Origin of the sequence: Paenibacillus sp. FSL W7-1287 (genome assembly GCF_038004245.1) — a bacterium.
Taxonomy (GTDB): domain Bacteria; phylum Bacillota; class Bacilli; order Paenibacillales; family Paenibacillaceae; genus Pristimantibacillus; species Pristimantibacillus camelliae.
Window position 1 is genome coordinate 3858423 of record NZ_JBBORD010000001.1, and the last position, 14802, is coordinate 3873224.

Genomic DNA, 14802 nt, shown 5'->3' on the forward strand with positions numbered 1-14802 from the left:
GCTAAATATTTCTATCAATTTTATCCTTTTCCTAATAAAGAATGTTAATTGCTTTGTGGATTCCCTTGCGTACAAATAGATTTGAGCCTCTTACTTGCTCGTCCCAAAACATGTTATGCTTGAAGTAGGAAAGGGGTTTATGCAACATGCCTAGTTTAATTTTAGAGGGCGGTACGTTACGCCCAATCTTCAGCTCGGGAGTAATGGATGCTTTACTTGATCATGACATCATGTTCCCATATGTTATTGGTGTTTCAGCTGGAATTAGCAATGGTGTTTCTTATATATCTAAGCAGAAGCAGCGCAACCTGCAAATTATGGAGCAGTTCCGTAATGATCCGCGCTATTTAGGATTTCGCAATTATTTACGTAATCGCAGCTTGTTCGGCCTTGACTTCGTATTTGATGAGATACCGAATAAGCATATTCCATTCGATATAGATACGTACCAAAGCTATGACGGACAAGTGCTTGTCGGTGTAACGAATGCACATACTGGCTTAACCGAATATATGGATGGAATGAAGGCTGATCGAGCTTGGACGATGCTGCGCGCCTCCTGTGCGATCCCGCTTTACTTTCCCGCCATTGAGATCAACGGCAGCAGTTACTACGATGGTGGAATTAGTGATCCAATTCCGATTCGTAAAGCAATAGAAGACGGTCATGACAAGCATCTTATCGTGCTTACACAGCCCAAGGGCTATACGAAAACATACAGCAGGGCTAATGGTGTAGCTGCCAAGCTGCTGAACCGCAAGTACCCAAAGCTTGCTGAGCTGCTAATTACTCGCCATAACATCTATAATGAAACGGTCGCTTTTTGTGAGCAGCTTGAGGCGGAAGGCAAAGCAGTCATCATAAGGCCTCAATATAAGCTCGAGAGCTTTGAGAAGGACTATAGCAAGCTGAAGCAAAGCTGCGAGCACGGATACCAGCTAGCTGAGGAGAAGATCGATCACATCCGAGCCTTGTTTCAGTAAATGTGAGATTCGGAGCACAAAAATAGCGTCAAAAAGAGAAAATTGATCGTACCTAGGCAGCCTTCGGGCTGCCTATTTTGCGTTACACTCGGATAGGCAATTCAGACAACCGTGCCTTAACAATAAATGAAGCTTTGAAGCAACCATTACACGTGTAGCTCGCATACTTGAAGAAGTGAAGGATTTTGGGGAGGAAGAAACGATTATTGCTCCTTAGGCGATGAGTCTAGAATAAAACTGCACAGCAAGGCGAATGCTAGTTGACTCAAACTATGTAGTAAGAGAACAAGATAAATAATATAGTTATTCTTTTCCTTTATTCTGAACTCTTTTCAAGGTTAACATGTGGGCAATCCCTGAACCCAATGGGATGTAAAACAGTATGATTAAAAACTTCCACCCTTCTCCACCAGGGGAATCTGTTAGCCAAAACAATAGAGCTAAAAATATTCCTATTAAAGCGTAGGCAATAAAGTAAGGGGATGTCACTCTATCCTTAAACGACAATTTCATTTTATAATCACACTCCTTTTTACTAATGTTAACACAAATTAATGCACGCAAAGGTGCGCCGTTGATTCATAAGGTGCAATATGTGAATTGAATTAGCGCAAAGAAAGATGAATGTTTATCTGATAAATTTAAGCATTTAATCATTCCATGAAATGAAAAAGCGCCAATTTATGGCGCAGAGTTTGTTACTCAGTAGTTTTAAGCTCATTGATGATAATGACGTATTTATTAGGTGCCTGATGTATTACTTGATGTATGCAGAGTAAGTTGCCATGTGTAAGTCTTTGATTAGCATTAAGTCTGTCAGATATGACCTCTGCAAGATTTTCTTCAGGCCCTAATTCAAAGTCTTCAAACATTTGTTGTACAAGTATTTGATTTTTCAACTAAATCACCTCCATTAATACCTTATTTTACCTTTATTACTTAGAGTTGTCCATATGAGTCTGAGTATAGATATATGTCGAGGTGCTACTGGACATACGATCCATAAACTGCTGGAAGGAGGGATGAGCGTGAAGTACACTTTACAACCATTGTCCTTAAAAGAAGCTCAAGCATTCGTAAATGAACATCATAGGCACAATGTAGCTCCGCAAGGGCATAAGTTTTCGATTGGTCTTAGTAATGGTGAGAATGTGATAGGTGTTGTGATAGTTGGTCGTCCAGTGGCTAGGCACAATGATGATGGATGGACACTAGAAGTCACGCGCTGCTGTGTACTTGAAGGTCATAGGAATGCTAACTCTATGCTCTACGCAGCTGCATGGAGAGCAGCAAGGGCAATGGGGTATCACAGGCTTATTACTTATACATTGAAGTCTGAAACGGGAACAAGCTTAAAAGCATCGGGCTGGAAGGTAATCGGCGCAACTAAGGGTAAAGAAAAAGGCTGGAATGTACCTTCAAGACCTAGAGTAAAAGCCGAGCGATGCCCAACTGAAGATAAAGCAATTTGGGAAATCAGTTAGTGAATTGTACGACGAAAATGTAAAACAAAAGAGAATACATTCTGTCGAATAACAACTGTCAATACGGGAAGTAAGCAAACAAAAAGGAACAAGCCTGAGATGATGTCATCATCACTTCTTGTTCCTTTTGTTTCTTAAGCTATCGTTGCGGACTACTCTTCAAAAATTTGAGTTAGAAGGCCGCCTAGTTCTTTTAGTGCTTCTTCCTCGCGCTCGCCGTCTACCTCTAGCGTTACTTCATCACCAGCGGAAAGACCTAGAGTTAGCATGCTCAATGAGCTTTTGCCGTTGATTTTCTTTTCGCCTTTAATTAGGTTAACCTTGCACGGATATTGCGATGCTGCTTGAACGAAAATTTTCGTAGGGCGTGCGTGAAAGCCCTGTGGATGAATAATTGTATATGTTTCTGAGATCATTTGAAACACTCCTTTATATAACATCTTTATGACTACATGTAGTCTAACTCTAACTCGACCTTGCTGACTGGACCTCGGTTTAACTCTTACTTATTAACTTACCACGGTCAACTTAGCCTTATTGATTAACCTCTATCAGCTCAATCTATGTGACTAATCAACTCTGCTTTATCGAGCTAGCTTTTGTTCCACTAATTGTTTTACTTCTTCCTGCGTACCTAGTGTTAATGCTTCCTCGGCGATCGCCTTCCAGTCCTGCTGTGACAGCTGACCAATCTGCTCGCGTGCAGGGAGAATTGAGCTTGCGCTCATGCTAAATTCATTCAAGCCTAGGCCAAGCAGCAATGGAATTGCAATCTGATCTCCTGCCATCTCGCCGCACATACCAGACCATTTGCCAGCACGCTCTGCTGCCTTAATGACCATCTGCACAAGACGAAGAATGCTTGGATGATATGGCTGGTACAGATAAGCTACCGCTTCATTCATACGGTCTGCTGCCATTGTATATTGAATCAAGTCGTTCGTACCGATACTGAAGAAGTCTACTTCCTTCGCAAAGGCATCTGCATTCAGTGCTGCTGCTGGAATTTCGATCATCATTCCAACCTCGATGTCCTCCGACACCGCAACTCCCTCTGCTAGAAGCTTCGCTTTTTCCTCAGCAAGGATTCGCTTCGCTTCACGAAGCTCGCTTAACACAGCAATCATCGGGAACATAATGTTCAGCTTGCCTGCAGTACTAGCACGCAGCAAGGCGCGAAGCTGTGTACGGAAGATATCCTCGCGTGACAAGCACAGCCGCAGCGCACGCAAGCCTAGGAACGGATTGCTTTCCTTCGGCAGCTCAAGGTAGTCAAGCTCCTTGTCTCCGCCGATATCGAGCGTACGAATAACGACTCGTTTGCCTTCTAATTTGCTTAACACATGCTTGTAGATCTGAACCTGCTCTTCCTCGGTTGGGAAGTTTTTGCGTCCCATATAGATGAACTCTGTGCGGAACAGACCGATACCGTCGGCTCCATTCTCGAGCACCTTCGCTACATCTTCAACACTACCAATATTAGCTGCAAGCTCTACGTGCACGCCATCAGCAGACACTGAAGGCTGCTCGGCAAGCAGCTTTAATTGTGCTCTACGCTCCTCATACTGGCGCTTTTTCTCTTCATACTCAAAAAGCTCTTCATTCGTTGGATCGATGATGATTCGACCTTCCGTTGCGTCCATAATGATTGTTGCACCATTTTCGACGCGATTAAGCAATGACTCTGTGCCTACAACTGCTGGCAGCTCTAGCGAGCGAGCCATAATAGCGGAATGTGACGTACGGCTGCCAATCTCCGTAATAAAGCCACGGATGTAATTCAGATCAAGCTGTGCTGTATCTGACGGTGTCAGATCATTGGCAACAATGATCGTTTCCTCCGATATTCCCGTTAGTGTGGCGTAAGGCTTGCCTGTCAGGTAAGCAATCACTCGCCCCGTAACATCCTTAACATCTGCTGCACGTTCACGCAGCATCTCATTATCCATCTCCTGCAGCATGCCAATGACAAGGCTAGCTACTTCATGCAATGCATATTCTGCATTAATTTTCTCATCGGAGATTTTATCGATTGTATTATCTATAAGATCAGGGTCCATTAACAGGAAAATATGCGCCTCGAATATTTCAGCCTTTTGTGCTCCTAGACGCTGCTCCGTTAATTGACGAATTTGTTCAATGTCTTGCTTCGCTTGTTCTACTGCTGCACGAAAACGATCTGTCTCTTTTTCTGTATCCGTAATCGTTGTTTTCGTTGGGCGGATCTCTGTGTTGGTGAATTTGAATGCTTTCGCAATCGCAATTCCTGGAGATGCCGCCACACCTGTAATATGTTCAGATTTCATTACTCATCCTCCATCCTAATGATTATTTTGCAGACGAGGCCTCATAGCTTGCAACCACCATGCGATGAATAGGATGATCCTTACTAAGAGATGTTACCTTCGTTAACGTTTCATTAATACCGATAGCCTTCAGCAATTGCTGCAGCTCTACAGATTCCGGGTCGTCTGCAACATCGAAGCGAAGCGCTGCTGCCATAACGTTGGCTAGATGCTTTGGCTCTATCCCAACTTCTAGGGCAAGCATTGCTGGCCGCACAAGGCGATCATTCGGAGACAGCTTACGAATCGGCGAACGACCAACCCGTGAGATCTCATCCGTCAGCTCCGTATTGCGGAAACGCTCAATAATCGTATCTATATATTGCTGATGCTCAGCTTGATTAAACTGATAGTGTGCAATTAAGGCTCCGCCAGATTCTGCTAGCGTCGCTTTTACCTCGCTTACAACCTGCTCATCCGCCATCGCCTGTTGAATCGTTTCGTAGCGATGAAGATTGCCAATATAAGCAGCTGTAGCATGCCCTGTGTTCACTGTAAACAGCTTGCGTTCAATGAAAGGCTGCAAATTTGTTACATAATGCACTCCATCAATGACCTTATAGCCATCGAACATTGCCGACTCATCAATCACCCATTCATGGAACGGCTCAACCGTTACGGCCAAGCGATCCTCGTGATGCTGAATCGGAACGATGCGATCTACCGCAGCATCAGGAAAGGCTACGATTTGCTCAGCCTTTGCTTTGACTTCCTCTGGCAAATGAGTGAATACATGCTCCTTCAGCTGTGTGCTGCCGCCAATCGCATTTTCACATGCAATGACATGCAGTGGTGCCGCACCCTGTGCAACACGACGCTCAATGCCAAGCGCAATACCCTTTGCAATATGCTTCAGGATGTTAACGCCGACCGCCGTTGTAACGAGATCTGCTTTAGCCACGGTCTCCGCAACCTTCTCCAGATCAGTACCATCGATCGCAGTCACACCCGTTACCTGCAGCTGGTCATGCGTTTCATTCGCTAGCGTGACTGTATATTGTCCGCGCTTCTGCAGCTCTTGCACAATATCCTGATTAACATCGGAGAATACGACCTCATAGCCAGATTGCGAAAGCAACAAGCCAATAAAGCCGCGCCCGATATTACCAGCTCCAAAATGTAAAGCAATCATATTACTCCATCTCGCTTTCGAAGATTTCGATTAATTGCTCTGCTGTCTCAGCTTTAATGATCCGTTCCAAATTCTCATCGTCTGAGCAAACCATCGCTACACTCGTTAAAATATCCATATGATCATCACCAATTGCAGCGATACCGATCACAACATGTGCGATTTCTCCATCACCAAAGTCAACGCCGTCTGGAATTTGTACGATGGATAAGCCTGTGCTCTTAATTTTGCCCTTCGCCTCATTCGTTCCGTGAGGAATCGCAAGTCCACCGCCCATATAAGTAGACAATGTATTTTCACGCTCAATCATGCTGTCCACATAGCTTGCTTCTGCATGCCCTGCTTGAACTAGAAGCTCACCCGCAATGCGAATCGCTTCAAATTTGTCATTAACCTTTGCATTTAGCTTCACTTTATTAGTAGATAGTATACTCATCTGATGTCACTCACCTTTTTATTTAGTGTTAAAAAATTCATGTAGCTTTTTCGTTAAGTATTGACGAATATCCTGCTCATCGCCGCGGCCTAACAGCTCAATCATCTCTTCCTCTAGCAGCAACGCACTGATTTCACTAAGCACCTCAAGAGCTTCCCAAGGCAAGCTTTGCGGCGCCAGCATTAACAAGAAATGCTCTAGCTGAATTTGTTGCTGTTTATCCATATAGATTGGAGTATCTAGCTTGAACAGCGTTAAGGAAGAAGTGTGAATAGCCGAGCTTCTCGTGTGAAATAACGCCAGCGTGGTGTCGGGAATCATTTGACTGCCGTTTTTTTCTCGATCGAGCAAGCGATGCTTAACTAGATCGGCTTCCGTCAGCACTTCCTTATGCTGCTCATGTACGCAAGCGGCCTCTAGAATCGAAGATAGATCGTTGTATTCTTCCCGAAGCTCAACGATCTCAAACTGCTCGATAATCCATATAATATGATCGAGCGTTATCTTTTTACTTAGAAGCTGATCTAGATCAGGCTTAGAGCGAATATCATCGTCCGAGTACATGTCGACTGGGTATGGCTTCTTCACAATCGCTGTATCACGGATAAAAGCAAGCAGCCGATCTGCATCCTCCTGCGTGATTAAAGGCGTGACCTTTAAATAAGCAGCTGGATTGATCGGTAAATCAATCGTTGAGATGATAATATCGTACCGGTCGCTTGAGAGCCTAGAAGCCTCATACCACGAAACACGATCGATAATTCGGATTTGTGGAAATTCCTTTTGCAGGCGTACCTGAAGCAGCTTAGATGAGCCAATCCCCGTACTGCAAACCAATATCGCATGTACATCTGGCTGCAGATGCTTTAATCTTTCAAGCGCAGCGCCATAATGCGTAACGATATATCCGATTTCCTCATCCGGTATGTGTAGATTAGGTAGATAAGCTTGAGCTGCGTCGCGAACGGTCTCGAAAAGCTCCTCATAGTCCTTCATAATGTGCTCCAGCAAAGGATTGCGTATCGTCTGTCCAGCATTCAGCTGATGCAGCGTAAGCTTCATATGATGGAACAACCCGTCTCTAAGTGATCGATCCTCTCTAAGGTCTACCTGGAATTTTTTCTCGACATGCATTGTAATTTGAGCGATCGCTTGCGTTAATGATAGATCATCACCGAGCAGTGCCAGTACATGCTCCTCGCGAACGTGATGAATGATGTAGTAGATATACTTCTTCTCATCCACTGTGAAGCTTAGCTCAAAATGCTCTGACAACAGCTCCGTTAAACGCTCAACCCCTGCTTCACTTTCAGATTCCTCGTATTTAAGTCTTCGCCATTCACCCGGCTGGATCAAACGCGCTGCCCGAATGCGGCTAATGCCGATCGACAAGCGCAGCAGCAGATCCGTATAGCCATCCTCACTAAGCTGACTTTCCCATTGCTCTTCCCATAACCACAGCACACTTTCGACATCCGACATTACCGACTTACCAGCAAGCTGGAACAGCCGTTCATAGATAGGATGCCCAGATAGCTGTTTAGAGCTCGTTATAAGCTCTGTTGGGTCTAAGCGCAGCTTGACTACTTGTCGAATTAATTCTCTAAGCTGAGTTTCTGGTGCAGACAATATGACACCGAGACCTCTTTTGCGAACAAGCGCTACACGCCATTTTCTTACCCATTTTTCAAGCGTGTTAAGATCATTCGTTATCGTGGATACAGCGGCCTTCAGCTCGTGTGCGATAGCAAAAAGCTTAATGGGCTCATCAGCTGCGAGAAGCATGCATAGGATCAACAGCTGCCGATCCTCCGATGTAAACTCTATCTTCGATAACGATGACAATGCTTCCTCTAACGCATGCATCGATTCCTGATCTCCGCTGAGCTTAATGCCTAGTCCTGATTTGCGAATCAGCTCAATGTGATAGGCTGTCACTGTTTCCTCTACGCTTGTTAGCTCTCGATGAACAGTACGCGGACTTACCTCCAAATGATTCGCTATTTCACTAATGGTTAGTCCTTGTTCTTCATGCAGAAGATTTTCAATGATCTGACGAGTTCGAATTGATATATTCATCTTATTACCCGCCTATATGCTTAGAATGACCACATTGCCAGAGCATACGCTCCAGCAATTGTGGCCTAAACTTTTTTATTTCGTTAAACGCTCTACAAGCAATTCATACTCTGGGCTCTTAAGGAAGTTATCAATGGAGATATGCTCCGCTTGTGGTGCCTTTTGCTTTGCTCGATCCGTTAACGTTTTATGTGTGATGACAATGTCCGCATCGTCTGGAATATCGCTAATTGCAGTATTAATTACAGTAATGTCTGAGCCGGCTGCCTTCATCTTCTTGCGTAGAATAGAAGCGCCCATCGCACTAGACCCCATACCTGCATCGCAGGAGAATACAATTTTGTGAACATCCTCTGCAGCTTTCTTATCATCCGCTTCATCGCTGCCAACGACTTCATTCAATGCTCTCTCATTTGCAGCTTGATTTGGATTAGATACTGAATCCGTTGCTGCTGTTTTGCCCGCAGCTTTCATATCCTTCATCTTTTGAGCCGCTGCTTCCAAATCTTCCTCTTCACCTTTGTTCTTAGTCGTCTTAAGCATAAAGAATGCGATAACGAATGTTACAACGGTTGCGACGATAAAGCCTGCTAGCACTGGCAGCAAACCGCCTTTTGGCGCCATCGCAGCTAGAGCGATAATACTACCCGGTGAAGGTGTAGCAACAAGACCTGCGCCAAGAATAGAGAATGTAAATGTGCCTGAAATACCACCTGCAATAACAGCAATGATTAGCTTAGGGTTCATTAATACATACGGGAAGTAAATTTCATGAATACCACCAACTGCATGAATAAGAACCGCACCAGGCGCTGTGCTTCGTGCAGAACCACGGCCTGCAATCATGTAAGCAAGCAGAATACCAAGACCTGGACCTGGGTTAGATTCTAGTAAGAACAGAATCGATTGACCAACCTGAGCCGCTTCATTCAAACCAATTGGTCCTAATACACCATGGTTGATCGCATTGTTCAGGAACAATATTTTTGCTGGCTCAATGATAAGATTAGCTAATGGAATTAGGTTATGATTAACGAGGAATTCCACGCCTGTCGTAAGTATTGCCGTCACTTTCTCAATAATCGGACCAATACCAATGTAAGAAACGATTGTTAACGCTCCACCGATGATACCAAGTGAGAAGTTATTAACTAGCATTTCAAAGCCGGACTTAATCTTACCTTCAATCAGTCCGTCAAATTTCTTAAGTATCCAAGCTGCGAGCGGACCACAGATCATTGCTCCAAGCAGCATCGGAATGTTAGAGCCTACGATGACACCCATTGTCATTAACGCACCGATAACCCCGCCTCGTTGCTTGTGAACCATCGTACCACCAGTATAACCAATTAGAAGTGGTAAAAGATATTTAAGGGTTGGATCTACGAGTGCTGCCAGCTTTTCATTTGGCAACCAGCCTGTTGGAATAAATAAAGCGGTTAGCAGTCCCCAAGCAATAAATGCTCCAATATTGGGCATAACCATACCACTTAAGAAACGCCCAAACTTTTGAACGGCAACGCGTACGCCATTCTGCTGCTCCATACCAAAACCTCCTAAGATATGTTTTTTAGTAATCTATCTGTTTTCATCCTACCCAATCCCCAAATCCCAAGCAACAAAAGGAAAATGACATTTTGTCAGTCGTATTGTTGCCACAATCGAATTAAAATATTTGTGAAGACCCTCAAAGCATTGTCATTAAAGCGTTTTCATAAATACCTTCATACACCATCATGTTGAACTTTTTATAAAAAATATTTTTACGCAGTGCTTGAAATATAGCTATTGGTGGGCAAATCCAACGCACAACGACATCACATCCATCACTTGCCTACCTAATCGCTGCTTCATTTCTAATTAGCTTATGGATCATGGTATACTGGGACAGAACGATTGATAAGAAAGGAGTCATTACATATGAAGATTACTTTTTTAGGTCATGCTTGTCTGCTCGTAGAAGGGGCAGGAAAAAGATTAATTATTGATCCGTTCCTGCGTGACAATCCCACTGCACCATTGCAGCCGGAGCAAGTAAATGTAGATGCTGTCGTTCTTACACATGGTCATCACGATCACTCTGCCGACGCTGCTTCGATCGCCCTAGCGAATGATTGTCCAATCTATGCAGTCGTGGAGCTAGCGAACCTTATTAGTCCAACAGGTGCAAGCACGTTAGGTATGAACACAGGAGGCAAGTTTCAGCTAGATGAGCAGGTATCGATAAAGTTTGTGCAGGCCTTTCATAGCTCATCCTATGAAGTTGATGGAGTCACTCATTATGCGGGTCAAGCACAAGGCGTCATAGTTACGATGGGAGATAAGGTATTATATCATATGGGTGATACGGCACTGTTCTCCGATATTAAGCTCATCGGCGATCTGCATGACATCGATATTGCAGCGGTACCAATCGGTGATCATTTTACGATGGGACCAGAAGAAGCCTTGCTTGCAGCGAAGTGGACAGGTGCTAAGCACATCCTTCCGATTCATTTCAATACGTTCCCTCCAATTCAACAAAGCGGTGAGACGTTTGTCGCTAAGCTTGAGCAGCAAAGCCAGCAAGGTCACGCACTTACTCCAGGACAGTCGATCACGATCTAAGACGATAAAACTGAACAGATACGAAAAAGCCGACATGGATGATCAGCTAAAGCTGCGATCCGTGCCGGCTCTATTTTTTATGATGGTTTATTGCCGTATACTTTTTATTGCGCTGATCATGGCCGATGGCAGAAATATTAGCGCAAAAAACACAGTGAGAATATTAAATTCAGGTGTTTCATAAAATGTAAACTTCTCTGTAAACCATGTAGATTCAGACAGTCGAGAAAGCACTGTTCCCTCTCTAAACCTAGGAGGAAAGCGATCAAAGATCATAAAAAAGAACTGAATAGCAGCAAAAATACCAATGTATTTAAGCCAGCCCCATTTGAAAATTGTACGTTTACGAGTTGTAGTCTCCAACATCATAACCTCCCCATCTCACCATGTTGAATGTTGAATATCGAACTAGAACATTTTCTTCTCATAAATCCGAATAGACAGCAGCCATGACAGAATATATACGATTACCAAGGCACAGCCGACAAGAACATAGAGCTGAACTTGCTCCATCGCTAACAGAAACGCTACGACTTCTCTTATCAGATCATGCAAATTAGGTATAAACACATTAATAACGACGAGATACGCTGCAAATGTTCCAATACTGGCAAACAATAGATACTGACTTTTGAAACGATACGAAAAAGGCAAGCTAAATGAGAAAAACAGCGTCGTAAGGCACAGAATGAACAGAAGCTCCTTCCAGGTTGGCGACTCACCATGAATCACAAGATTAGCAATAAGGATAGTAAGCAGTACTAGACCTGTAAAACAAAAAACACCAATATATTTAGAGGTTACGATTTCTTTACGTGTATACGGCAAAGAATTGAACAGTATGTGGATTTGCCGCTTTTCGTCTAGCATAAAGGATTGCATCGTAATGGCTATCGTAAATAAAACACCTGATAAAATTGTCGCAGAGGCATTTAATGCGATATAAACGACTAAAAGCGGTAGCATGATGAGCAACGTGTTCTTTTGTAGCATGACGTCTTTACGTATTAATTGCAGCACCGCCTTCAGCTCCCTTCTTCGTGTAGTACATAATGTCTTCTAATGATGGCTTTTCCAGCAAAACTGAGTCACCAAAAAGATGAGAGGCTTGAGCCTTATTACTCGTCAATGCTTCAAAGCCATGATTAGATCTCCGTATTGCTATAAATTCCTTCTCTGTATCTCGATCTAGCAGCTCTGTAGCTCCCTTGATAATGGCGTACTCTTCTTCGATCTGATAATATTCCTTGCTGAACATAAGCTCACCATTATGAATAAACGTAATGTAATCGGCAATGCGATCAAGATCCGTCGTAATATGAGTAGAAAAGAAAATTGTTTTCTCCCCATCCTGCATAAAGCTATGCAAAATATCGAGCAGCTCTCTGCGGAAGATAGGATCAAGTCCTGACGTTGGCTCATCCATAATGATCAACTCAGCATGATGTGACAAAGCTAAAGCTAAGGACGCCTTCATCATCATCCCCTTCGAGAAGGACTTAATTTTTTGTTTTATTGGCAGCTCAAATTCTTTAACATAATAATGAAAGAGCTCATCATCCCATTTGGCATATGCAGATTTCATAATACTTCTCATATCTAGCATCGTCGACTGCTCGTAAAATATGTTTTCATCATAGACAAAGCCGATACGCTGCTTAATTTCCTTTTCATGCTTGTTATAATTCATTCCAAAGATCGATATCGTTCCTGCATCCGGCTGCAATAAATTCATAAGCATTTTAATCGTGGTTGATTTACCTACACCATTGCCACCAATAAATCCCGTTACAAAACCCTTTTTTACAGAAAACGAAAGATCCTTTACCTGAAAGTTTGGGAATGATTTATGGACTTGCTTAAGCTCAATGACGTTTTCCATCATAATTCCTCCCTATATAGCATCGTTAACAAATCTAATAGCTCATTTAAACTAAGACCAATCTCCTTACTGTTCTGAACAGCAGACAGTAATTGCTCTTCGATGACCTTCATCTTTCTTTCCTTAATCATTTCATTATTTTGCTCTGAGACAAAGGAGCCCTTGCCAACAACCGAATAGATAAAGCCATTCCGCTCCAGCTCTTCATAAGCTCGCTTCGTGGTGATGACACTGATGTCTAGCTCCTTCGCCAGCTGGCGCATAGAAGGCAGAGCTTGCCCTGATTTCAACTCATTCGTCAATATATGTCTCTTAATCTGACTGTAAATTTGTTCATATATCGGTTCGTTTGAAGAGTTCGATATAATAATTTGCATGCAACGACCTCACTCACACAGGTTAATTGTATATATACACTATATACAATATACACACCTTTCAAACGCTTTTCAAGCACTTTTTTACAGCTACGGAAACTTTGCTGCGATCGAGCAAGTAATCGCAACATTATGTTATTGCTTTTCGTTTTTGGTATATAGACTGCTGTCATTATAGTTAAACTTAATGGAATATAATGAATGATGTTATTCAAGAGGGGGAACAACGTGATGAAGACGATAAAGCGTATGATGGACCATATGTACTGGGCGGACAAACGTATCTTAGAGGCTCTAGAGATGAGTAATATGCAGAACATGGAGCTTCTGAAGCTCGCTCGACATGTCGCGGTTGCAGAACAAGTGTGGTTGTCCCGATTGCAGGGCAAGGGCAGCGCACAATTTTCGCTGTGGGAGCAAGCGGAGAGTCTAAGCGAGATCCAATCGATGTTCGAAGAGAATGCCAAGCAGTACCGCCTATATATCGAAGCTCTCGAGGAATCCAAGCTGGATGAGATGGTCAACTATACGAATCAGAGCGGGACTCCATTCCAAACTTCCGTTCGGGATATCCTTTCTCAGGTTCTGTTGCATGGCCAATATCACCGTGGACAGATCAATCGAGCACTCCGTATCGAATCGGCTGAACCCATCCAAGTCGACTACATTACGTTCGCGAGGCTCTAACGGGATAAAACAAATTAAAAATAAGCCTAATTTCTTTGTTGAAATTAGGCTTATTCCTTCTTATTGCTATATCTTTCTAGCAATAATCATTATGAAAATAATTTAAGTCCAACAGCTGCTCCTAAAACCATAGCGATGAATACCATACGCTTCCAATCCTTTGACTCTCCATAGAAGATCATCCCTACTAAAGCACCGCCAACAACACCGATTCCAGTCCAGATCGCATATCCTGTTCCCATCGGAATATAACGTAAGGCATAGCTAAGTAATCCAAGACTTAAGCCAAATCCTAGAATTAGTAAAGCGACTGTTTGCCAGTTTCGCTTTATAGATAGCTGATTGATCATAGCGACACCAAACGTTTCCAATAAGCCTGCTAAAATTAATGCTACCCAAGCCATTATGCCTCAGCCCCTTTCTCGCTTTTCTCGTCAGTAACTAGCTTTAGTCCAATGACCCCAGTTAACAGTACTCCTATTAGAATCACTTTCACCCAATGAAAGGGCTCATCAAAGAATAGAATTTCAGACATGACGGTACCTGCAGTTCCTAATCCGACAAAGATAGCATAGACCGTGCCAGCGGGCAGTACCTGCGCTGCAGTAATCATGAGATAGTTACTAACGATAATTGCAATAACTGTAAAGGTCCATGTCCAAAAATCATAGGCATGAGTCAATCCGATGACCCAAAAAATCTCCAAAAATGCTGCAATAAATACTTTAACCCAATTTTTATTCATGTAGTCGACACCTCCTAATGTAATGAACGGCAAAAACAAAGAAGC

The 14802-nt window shown here is 43.2% G+C and carries 17 protein-coding genes; 4 read left to right on the plus strand and 13 right to left on the minus strand.

Going from position 1 to position 14802, the window contains the following annotated elements; genetic code table 11:
* Positions 1-146: 146 nt before the first annotated feature.
* The gene (locus tag NSQ99_RS17455; protein ID WP_340838117.1) at positions 147-983 is read left to right on the plus strand and encodes a patatin-like phospholipase family protein; all 837 of its coding nucleotides are present in this window, start codon (positions 147-149) and stop codon (positions 981-983) included.
* Positions 984-1681: 698 nt separating this feature from the next.
* Here NSQ99_RS17455 and NSQ99_RS17460 read toward each other — a convergent pair.
* Complete coding sequence (locus NSQ99_RS17460; RefSeq protein ID WP_340838119.1) at positions 1682-1882, minus strand: hypothetical protein; 201 nt, start codon at positions 1880-1882, stop codon at positions 1682-1684.
* Positions 1883-2011: 129 nt separating this feature from the next.
* Here NSQ99_RS17460 and NSQ99_RS17465 point away from each other — a divergent pair, with 129 nt between their 5' ends.
* Positions 2012-2467 (plus strand): XF1762 family protein, encoded by a 456-nt coding sequence (locus tag NSQ99_RS17465; RefSeq protein ID WP_340838121.1) that lies wholly within the window; start codon positions 2012-2014, stop codon positions 2465-2467.
* Between the two features lie 152 nt (positions 2468-2619).
* Here the strand turns inward: NSQ99_RS17465 and NSQ99_RS17470 are convergent, their stop codons facing one another.
* The 6 genes from NSQ99_RS17470 to NSQ99_RS17495 all read right to left on the minus strand — a co-directional run bounded on the left by NSQ99_RS17470 (position 2620) and on the right by NSQ99_RS17495 (position 10004).
* Complete coding sequence (locus NSQ99_RS17470) at positions 2620-2883, minus strand: HPr family phosphocarrier protein (RefSeq protein ID WP_340838122.1); 264 nt, start codon at positions 2881-2883, stop codon at positions 2620-2622.
* A gap of 168 nt (positions 2884-3051) precedes the next feature.
* Positions 3052-4773, minus strand: coding sequence for a phosphoenolpyruvate--protein phosphotransferase (gene ptsP, locus NSQ99_RS17475; protein ID WP_340838123.1), 1722 nt, complete (start codon positions 4771-4773; stop codon positions 3052-3054).
* A gap of 22 nt (positions 4774-4795) precedes the next feature.
* The gene (locus NSQ99_RS17480; protein WP_340838125.1) at positions 4796-5944 is read right to left on the minus strand and encodes a mannitol-1-phosphate 5-dehydrogenase; all 1149 of its coding nucleotides are present in this window, start codon (positions 5942-5944) and stop codon (positions 4796-4798) included.
* 1 nt (position 5945) lies between these two features.
* A complete protein-coding gene (locus NSQ99_RS17485; RefSeq protein WP_251667658.1) occupies positions 5946-6380 on the minus strand; it encodes a PTS sugar transporter subunit IIA in 435 nt (144 codons plus the stop codon).
* 18 nt (positions 6381-6398) lie between these two features.
* On the minus strand, positions 6399-8459 hold the full coding sequence (locus NSQ99_RS17490) for a BglG family transcription antiterminator (RefSeq protein ID WP_340838127.1): 2061 nt from the start codon (positions 8457-8459) through the stop codon (positions 6399-6401).
* A gap of 75 nt (positions 8460-8534) precedes the next feature.
* Positions 8535-10004, minus strand: a complete 1470-nt coding sequence (locus tag NSQ99_RS17495) for a PTS mannitol transporter subunit IICB (RefSeq protein WP_340838129.1) — start codon at positions 10002-10004, stop codon at positions 8535-8537.
* 375 nt (positions 10005-10379) lie between these two features.
* Here NSQ99_RS17495 and NSQ99_RS17500 point away from each other — a divergent pair, with 375 nt between their 5' ends.
* The gene (locus NSQ99_RS17500; protein WP_340838130.1) at positions 10380-11066 is read left to right on the plus strand and encodes a metal-dependent hydrolase; all 687 of its coding nucleotides are present in this window, start codon (positions 10380-10382) and stop codon (positions 11064-11066) included.
* An 87-nt stretch (positions 11067-11153) separates the two neighbouring features.
* On the opposite strand, the gene NSQ99_RS17505 is transcribed toward NSQ99_RS17500, so the two are convergent.
* From NSQ99_RS17505 to NSQ99_RS17520, 4 genes are read right to left on the minus strand one after another with little or no spacing between them, the layout of a single operon-like run.
* Complete coding sequence (locus tag NSQ99_RS17505) at positions 11154-11435, minus strand: YfzA family protein (RefSeq protein ID WP_340838131.1); 282 nt, start codon at positions 11433-11435, stop codon at positions 11154-11156.
* A 39-nt stretch (positions 11436-11474) separates the two neighbouring features.
* A complete protein-coding gene (locus NSQ99_RS17510) occupies positions 11475-12086 on the minus strand; it encodes an ABC-2 transporter permease (protein ID WP_340838133.1) in 612 nt (203 codons plus the stop codon).
* On the minus strand, positions 12067-12948 hold the full coding sequence (locus tag NSQ99_RS17515; RefSeq protein WP_340838828.1) for an ABC transporter ATP-binding protein: 882 nt from the start codon (positions 12946-12948) through the stop codon (positions 12067-12069). Before NSQ99_RS17515 ends, NSQ99_RS17510 begins: the two co-directional genes overlap by 20 nt.
* On the minus strand, positions 12948-13325 hold the full coding sequence (locus tag NSQ99_RS17520) for a GntR family transcriptional regulator (protein ID WP_340838134.1): 378 nt from the start codon (positions 13323-13325) through the stop codon (positions 12948-12950). The genes NSQ99_RS17515 and NSQ99_RS17520 overlap by 1 nt, the downstream gene beginning before the upstream one ends.
* Positions 13326-13556: 231 nt before the next feature.
* Between NSQ99_RS17520 and NSQ99_RS17525 the strand changes: the two genes are divergently transcribed.
* The gene (locus NSQ99_RS17525) at positions 13557-14012 is read left to right on the plus strand and encodes a DinB family protein (protein ID WP_340838135.1); all 456 of its coding nucleotides are present in this window, start codon (positions 13557-13559) and stop codon (positions 14010-14012) included.
* Between the two features lie 89 nt (positions 14013-14101).
* Here the strand turns inward: NSQ99_RS17525 and NSQ99_RS17530 are convergent, their stop codons facing one another.
* Positions 14102-14416 (minus strand): DMT family transporter, encoded by a 315-nt coding sequence (locus NSQ99_RS17530; RefSeq protein WP_251667649.1) that lies wholly within the window; start codon positions 14414-14416, stop codon positions 14102-14104.
* Positions 14416-14757, minus strand: coding sequence for a DMT family transporter (locus NSQ99_RS17535; RefSeq protein WP_251667648.1), 342 nt, complete (start codon positions 14755-14757; stop codon positions 14416-14418). Before NSQ99_RS17535 ends, NSQ99_RS17530 begins: the two co-directional genes overlap by 1 nt.
* Between the last annotated feature and the right edge of the window lie 45 nt (positions 14758-14802).

Excerpts from the sequence above, each read along its gene's own strand:
- NSQ99_RS17470 (WP_340838122.1), bottom strand. The coding sequence starts at position 2,883 with ATGATCTCAGAAACATATACAATTATTCATCCACAGGGCTTTCACGCA.
- NSQ99_RS17490 (WP_340838127.1), bottom strand. The coding sequence starts at position 8,459 with ATGAATATATCAATTCGAACTCGTCAGATCATTGAAAATCTTCTGCAT.
- NSQ99_RS17525 (WP_340838135.1), top strand. The coding sequence starts at position 13,557 with ATGAAGACGATAAAGCGTATGATGGACCATATGTACTGGGCGGACAAA.
- ptsP (WP_340838123.1), bottom strand. The coding sequence starts at position 4,773 with ATGAAATCTGAACATATTACAGGTGTGGCGGCATCTCCAGGAATTGCG.
- NSQ99_RS17535 (WP_251667648.1), bottom strand. The coding sequence starts at position 14,757 with ATGAATAAAAATTGGGTTAAAGTATTTATTGCAGCATTTTTGGAGATT.
- NSQ99_RS17485 (WP_251667658.1), bottom strand. The coding sequence starts at position 6,380 with ATGAGTATACTATCTACTAATAAAGTGAAGCTAAATGCAAAGGTTAAT.
- NSQ99_RS17455 (WP_340838117.1), top strand. The coding sequence starts at position 147 with ATGCCTAGTTTAATTTTAGAGGGCGGTACGTTACGCCCAATCTTCAGC.
- NSQ99_RS17480 (WP_340838125.1), bottom strand. The coding sequence starts at position 5,944 with ATGATTGCTTTACATTTTGGAGCTGGTAATATCGGGCGCGGCTTTATT.
- NSQ99_RS17520 (WP_340838134.1), bottom strand. The coding sequence starts at position 13,325 with ATGCAAATTATTATATCGAACTCTTCAAACGAACCGATATATGAACAA.
- NSQ99_RS17505 (WP_340838131.1), bottom strand. The coding sequence starts at position 11,435 with ATGATGTTGGAGACTACAACTCGTAAACGTACAATTTTCAAATGGGGC.
- NSQ99_RS17515 (WP_340838828.1), bottom strand. The coding sequence starts at position 12,948 with ATGGAAAACGTCATTGAGCTTAAGCAAGTCCATAAATCATTCCCAAAC.
- NSQ99_RS17500 (WP_340838130.1), top strand. The coding sequence starts at position 10,380 with ATGAAGATTACTTTTTTAGGTCATGCTTGTCTGCTCGTAGAAGGGGCA.
- NSQ99_RS17530 (WP_251667649.1), bottom strand. The coding sequence starts at position 14,416 with ATGGCTTGGGTAGCATTAATTTTAGCAGGCTTATTGGAAACGTTTGGT.
- NSQ99_RS17495 (WP_340838129.1), bottom strand. The coding sequence starts at position 10,004 with ATGGAGCAGCAGAATGGCGTACGCGTTGCCGTTCAAAAGTTTGGGCGT.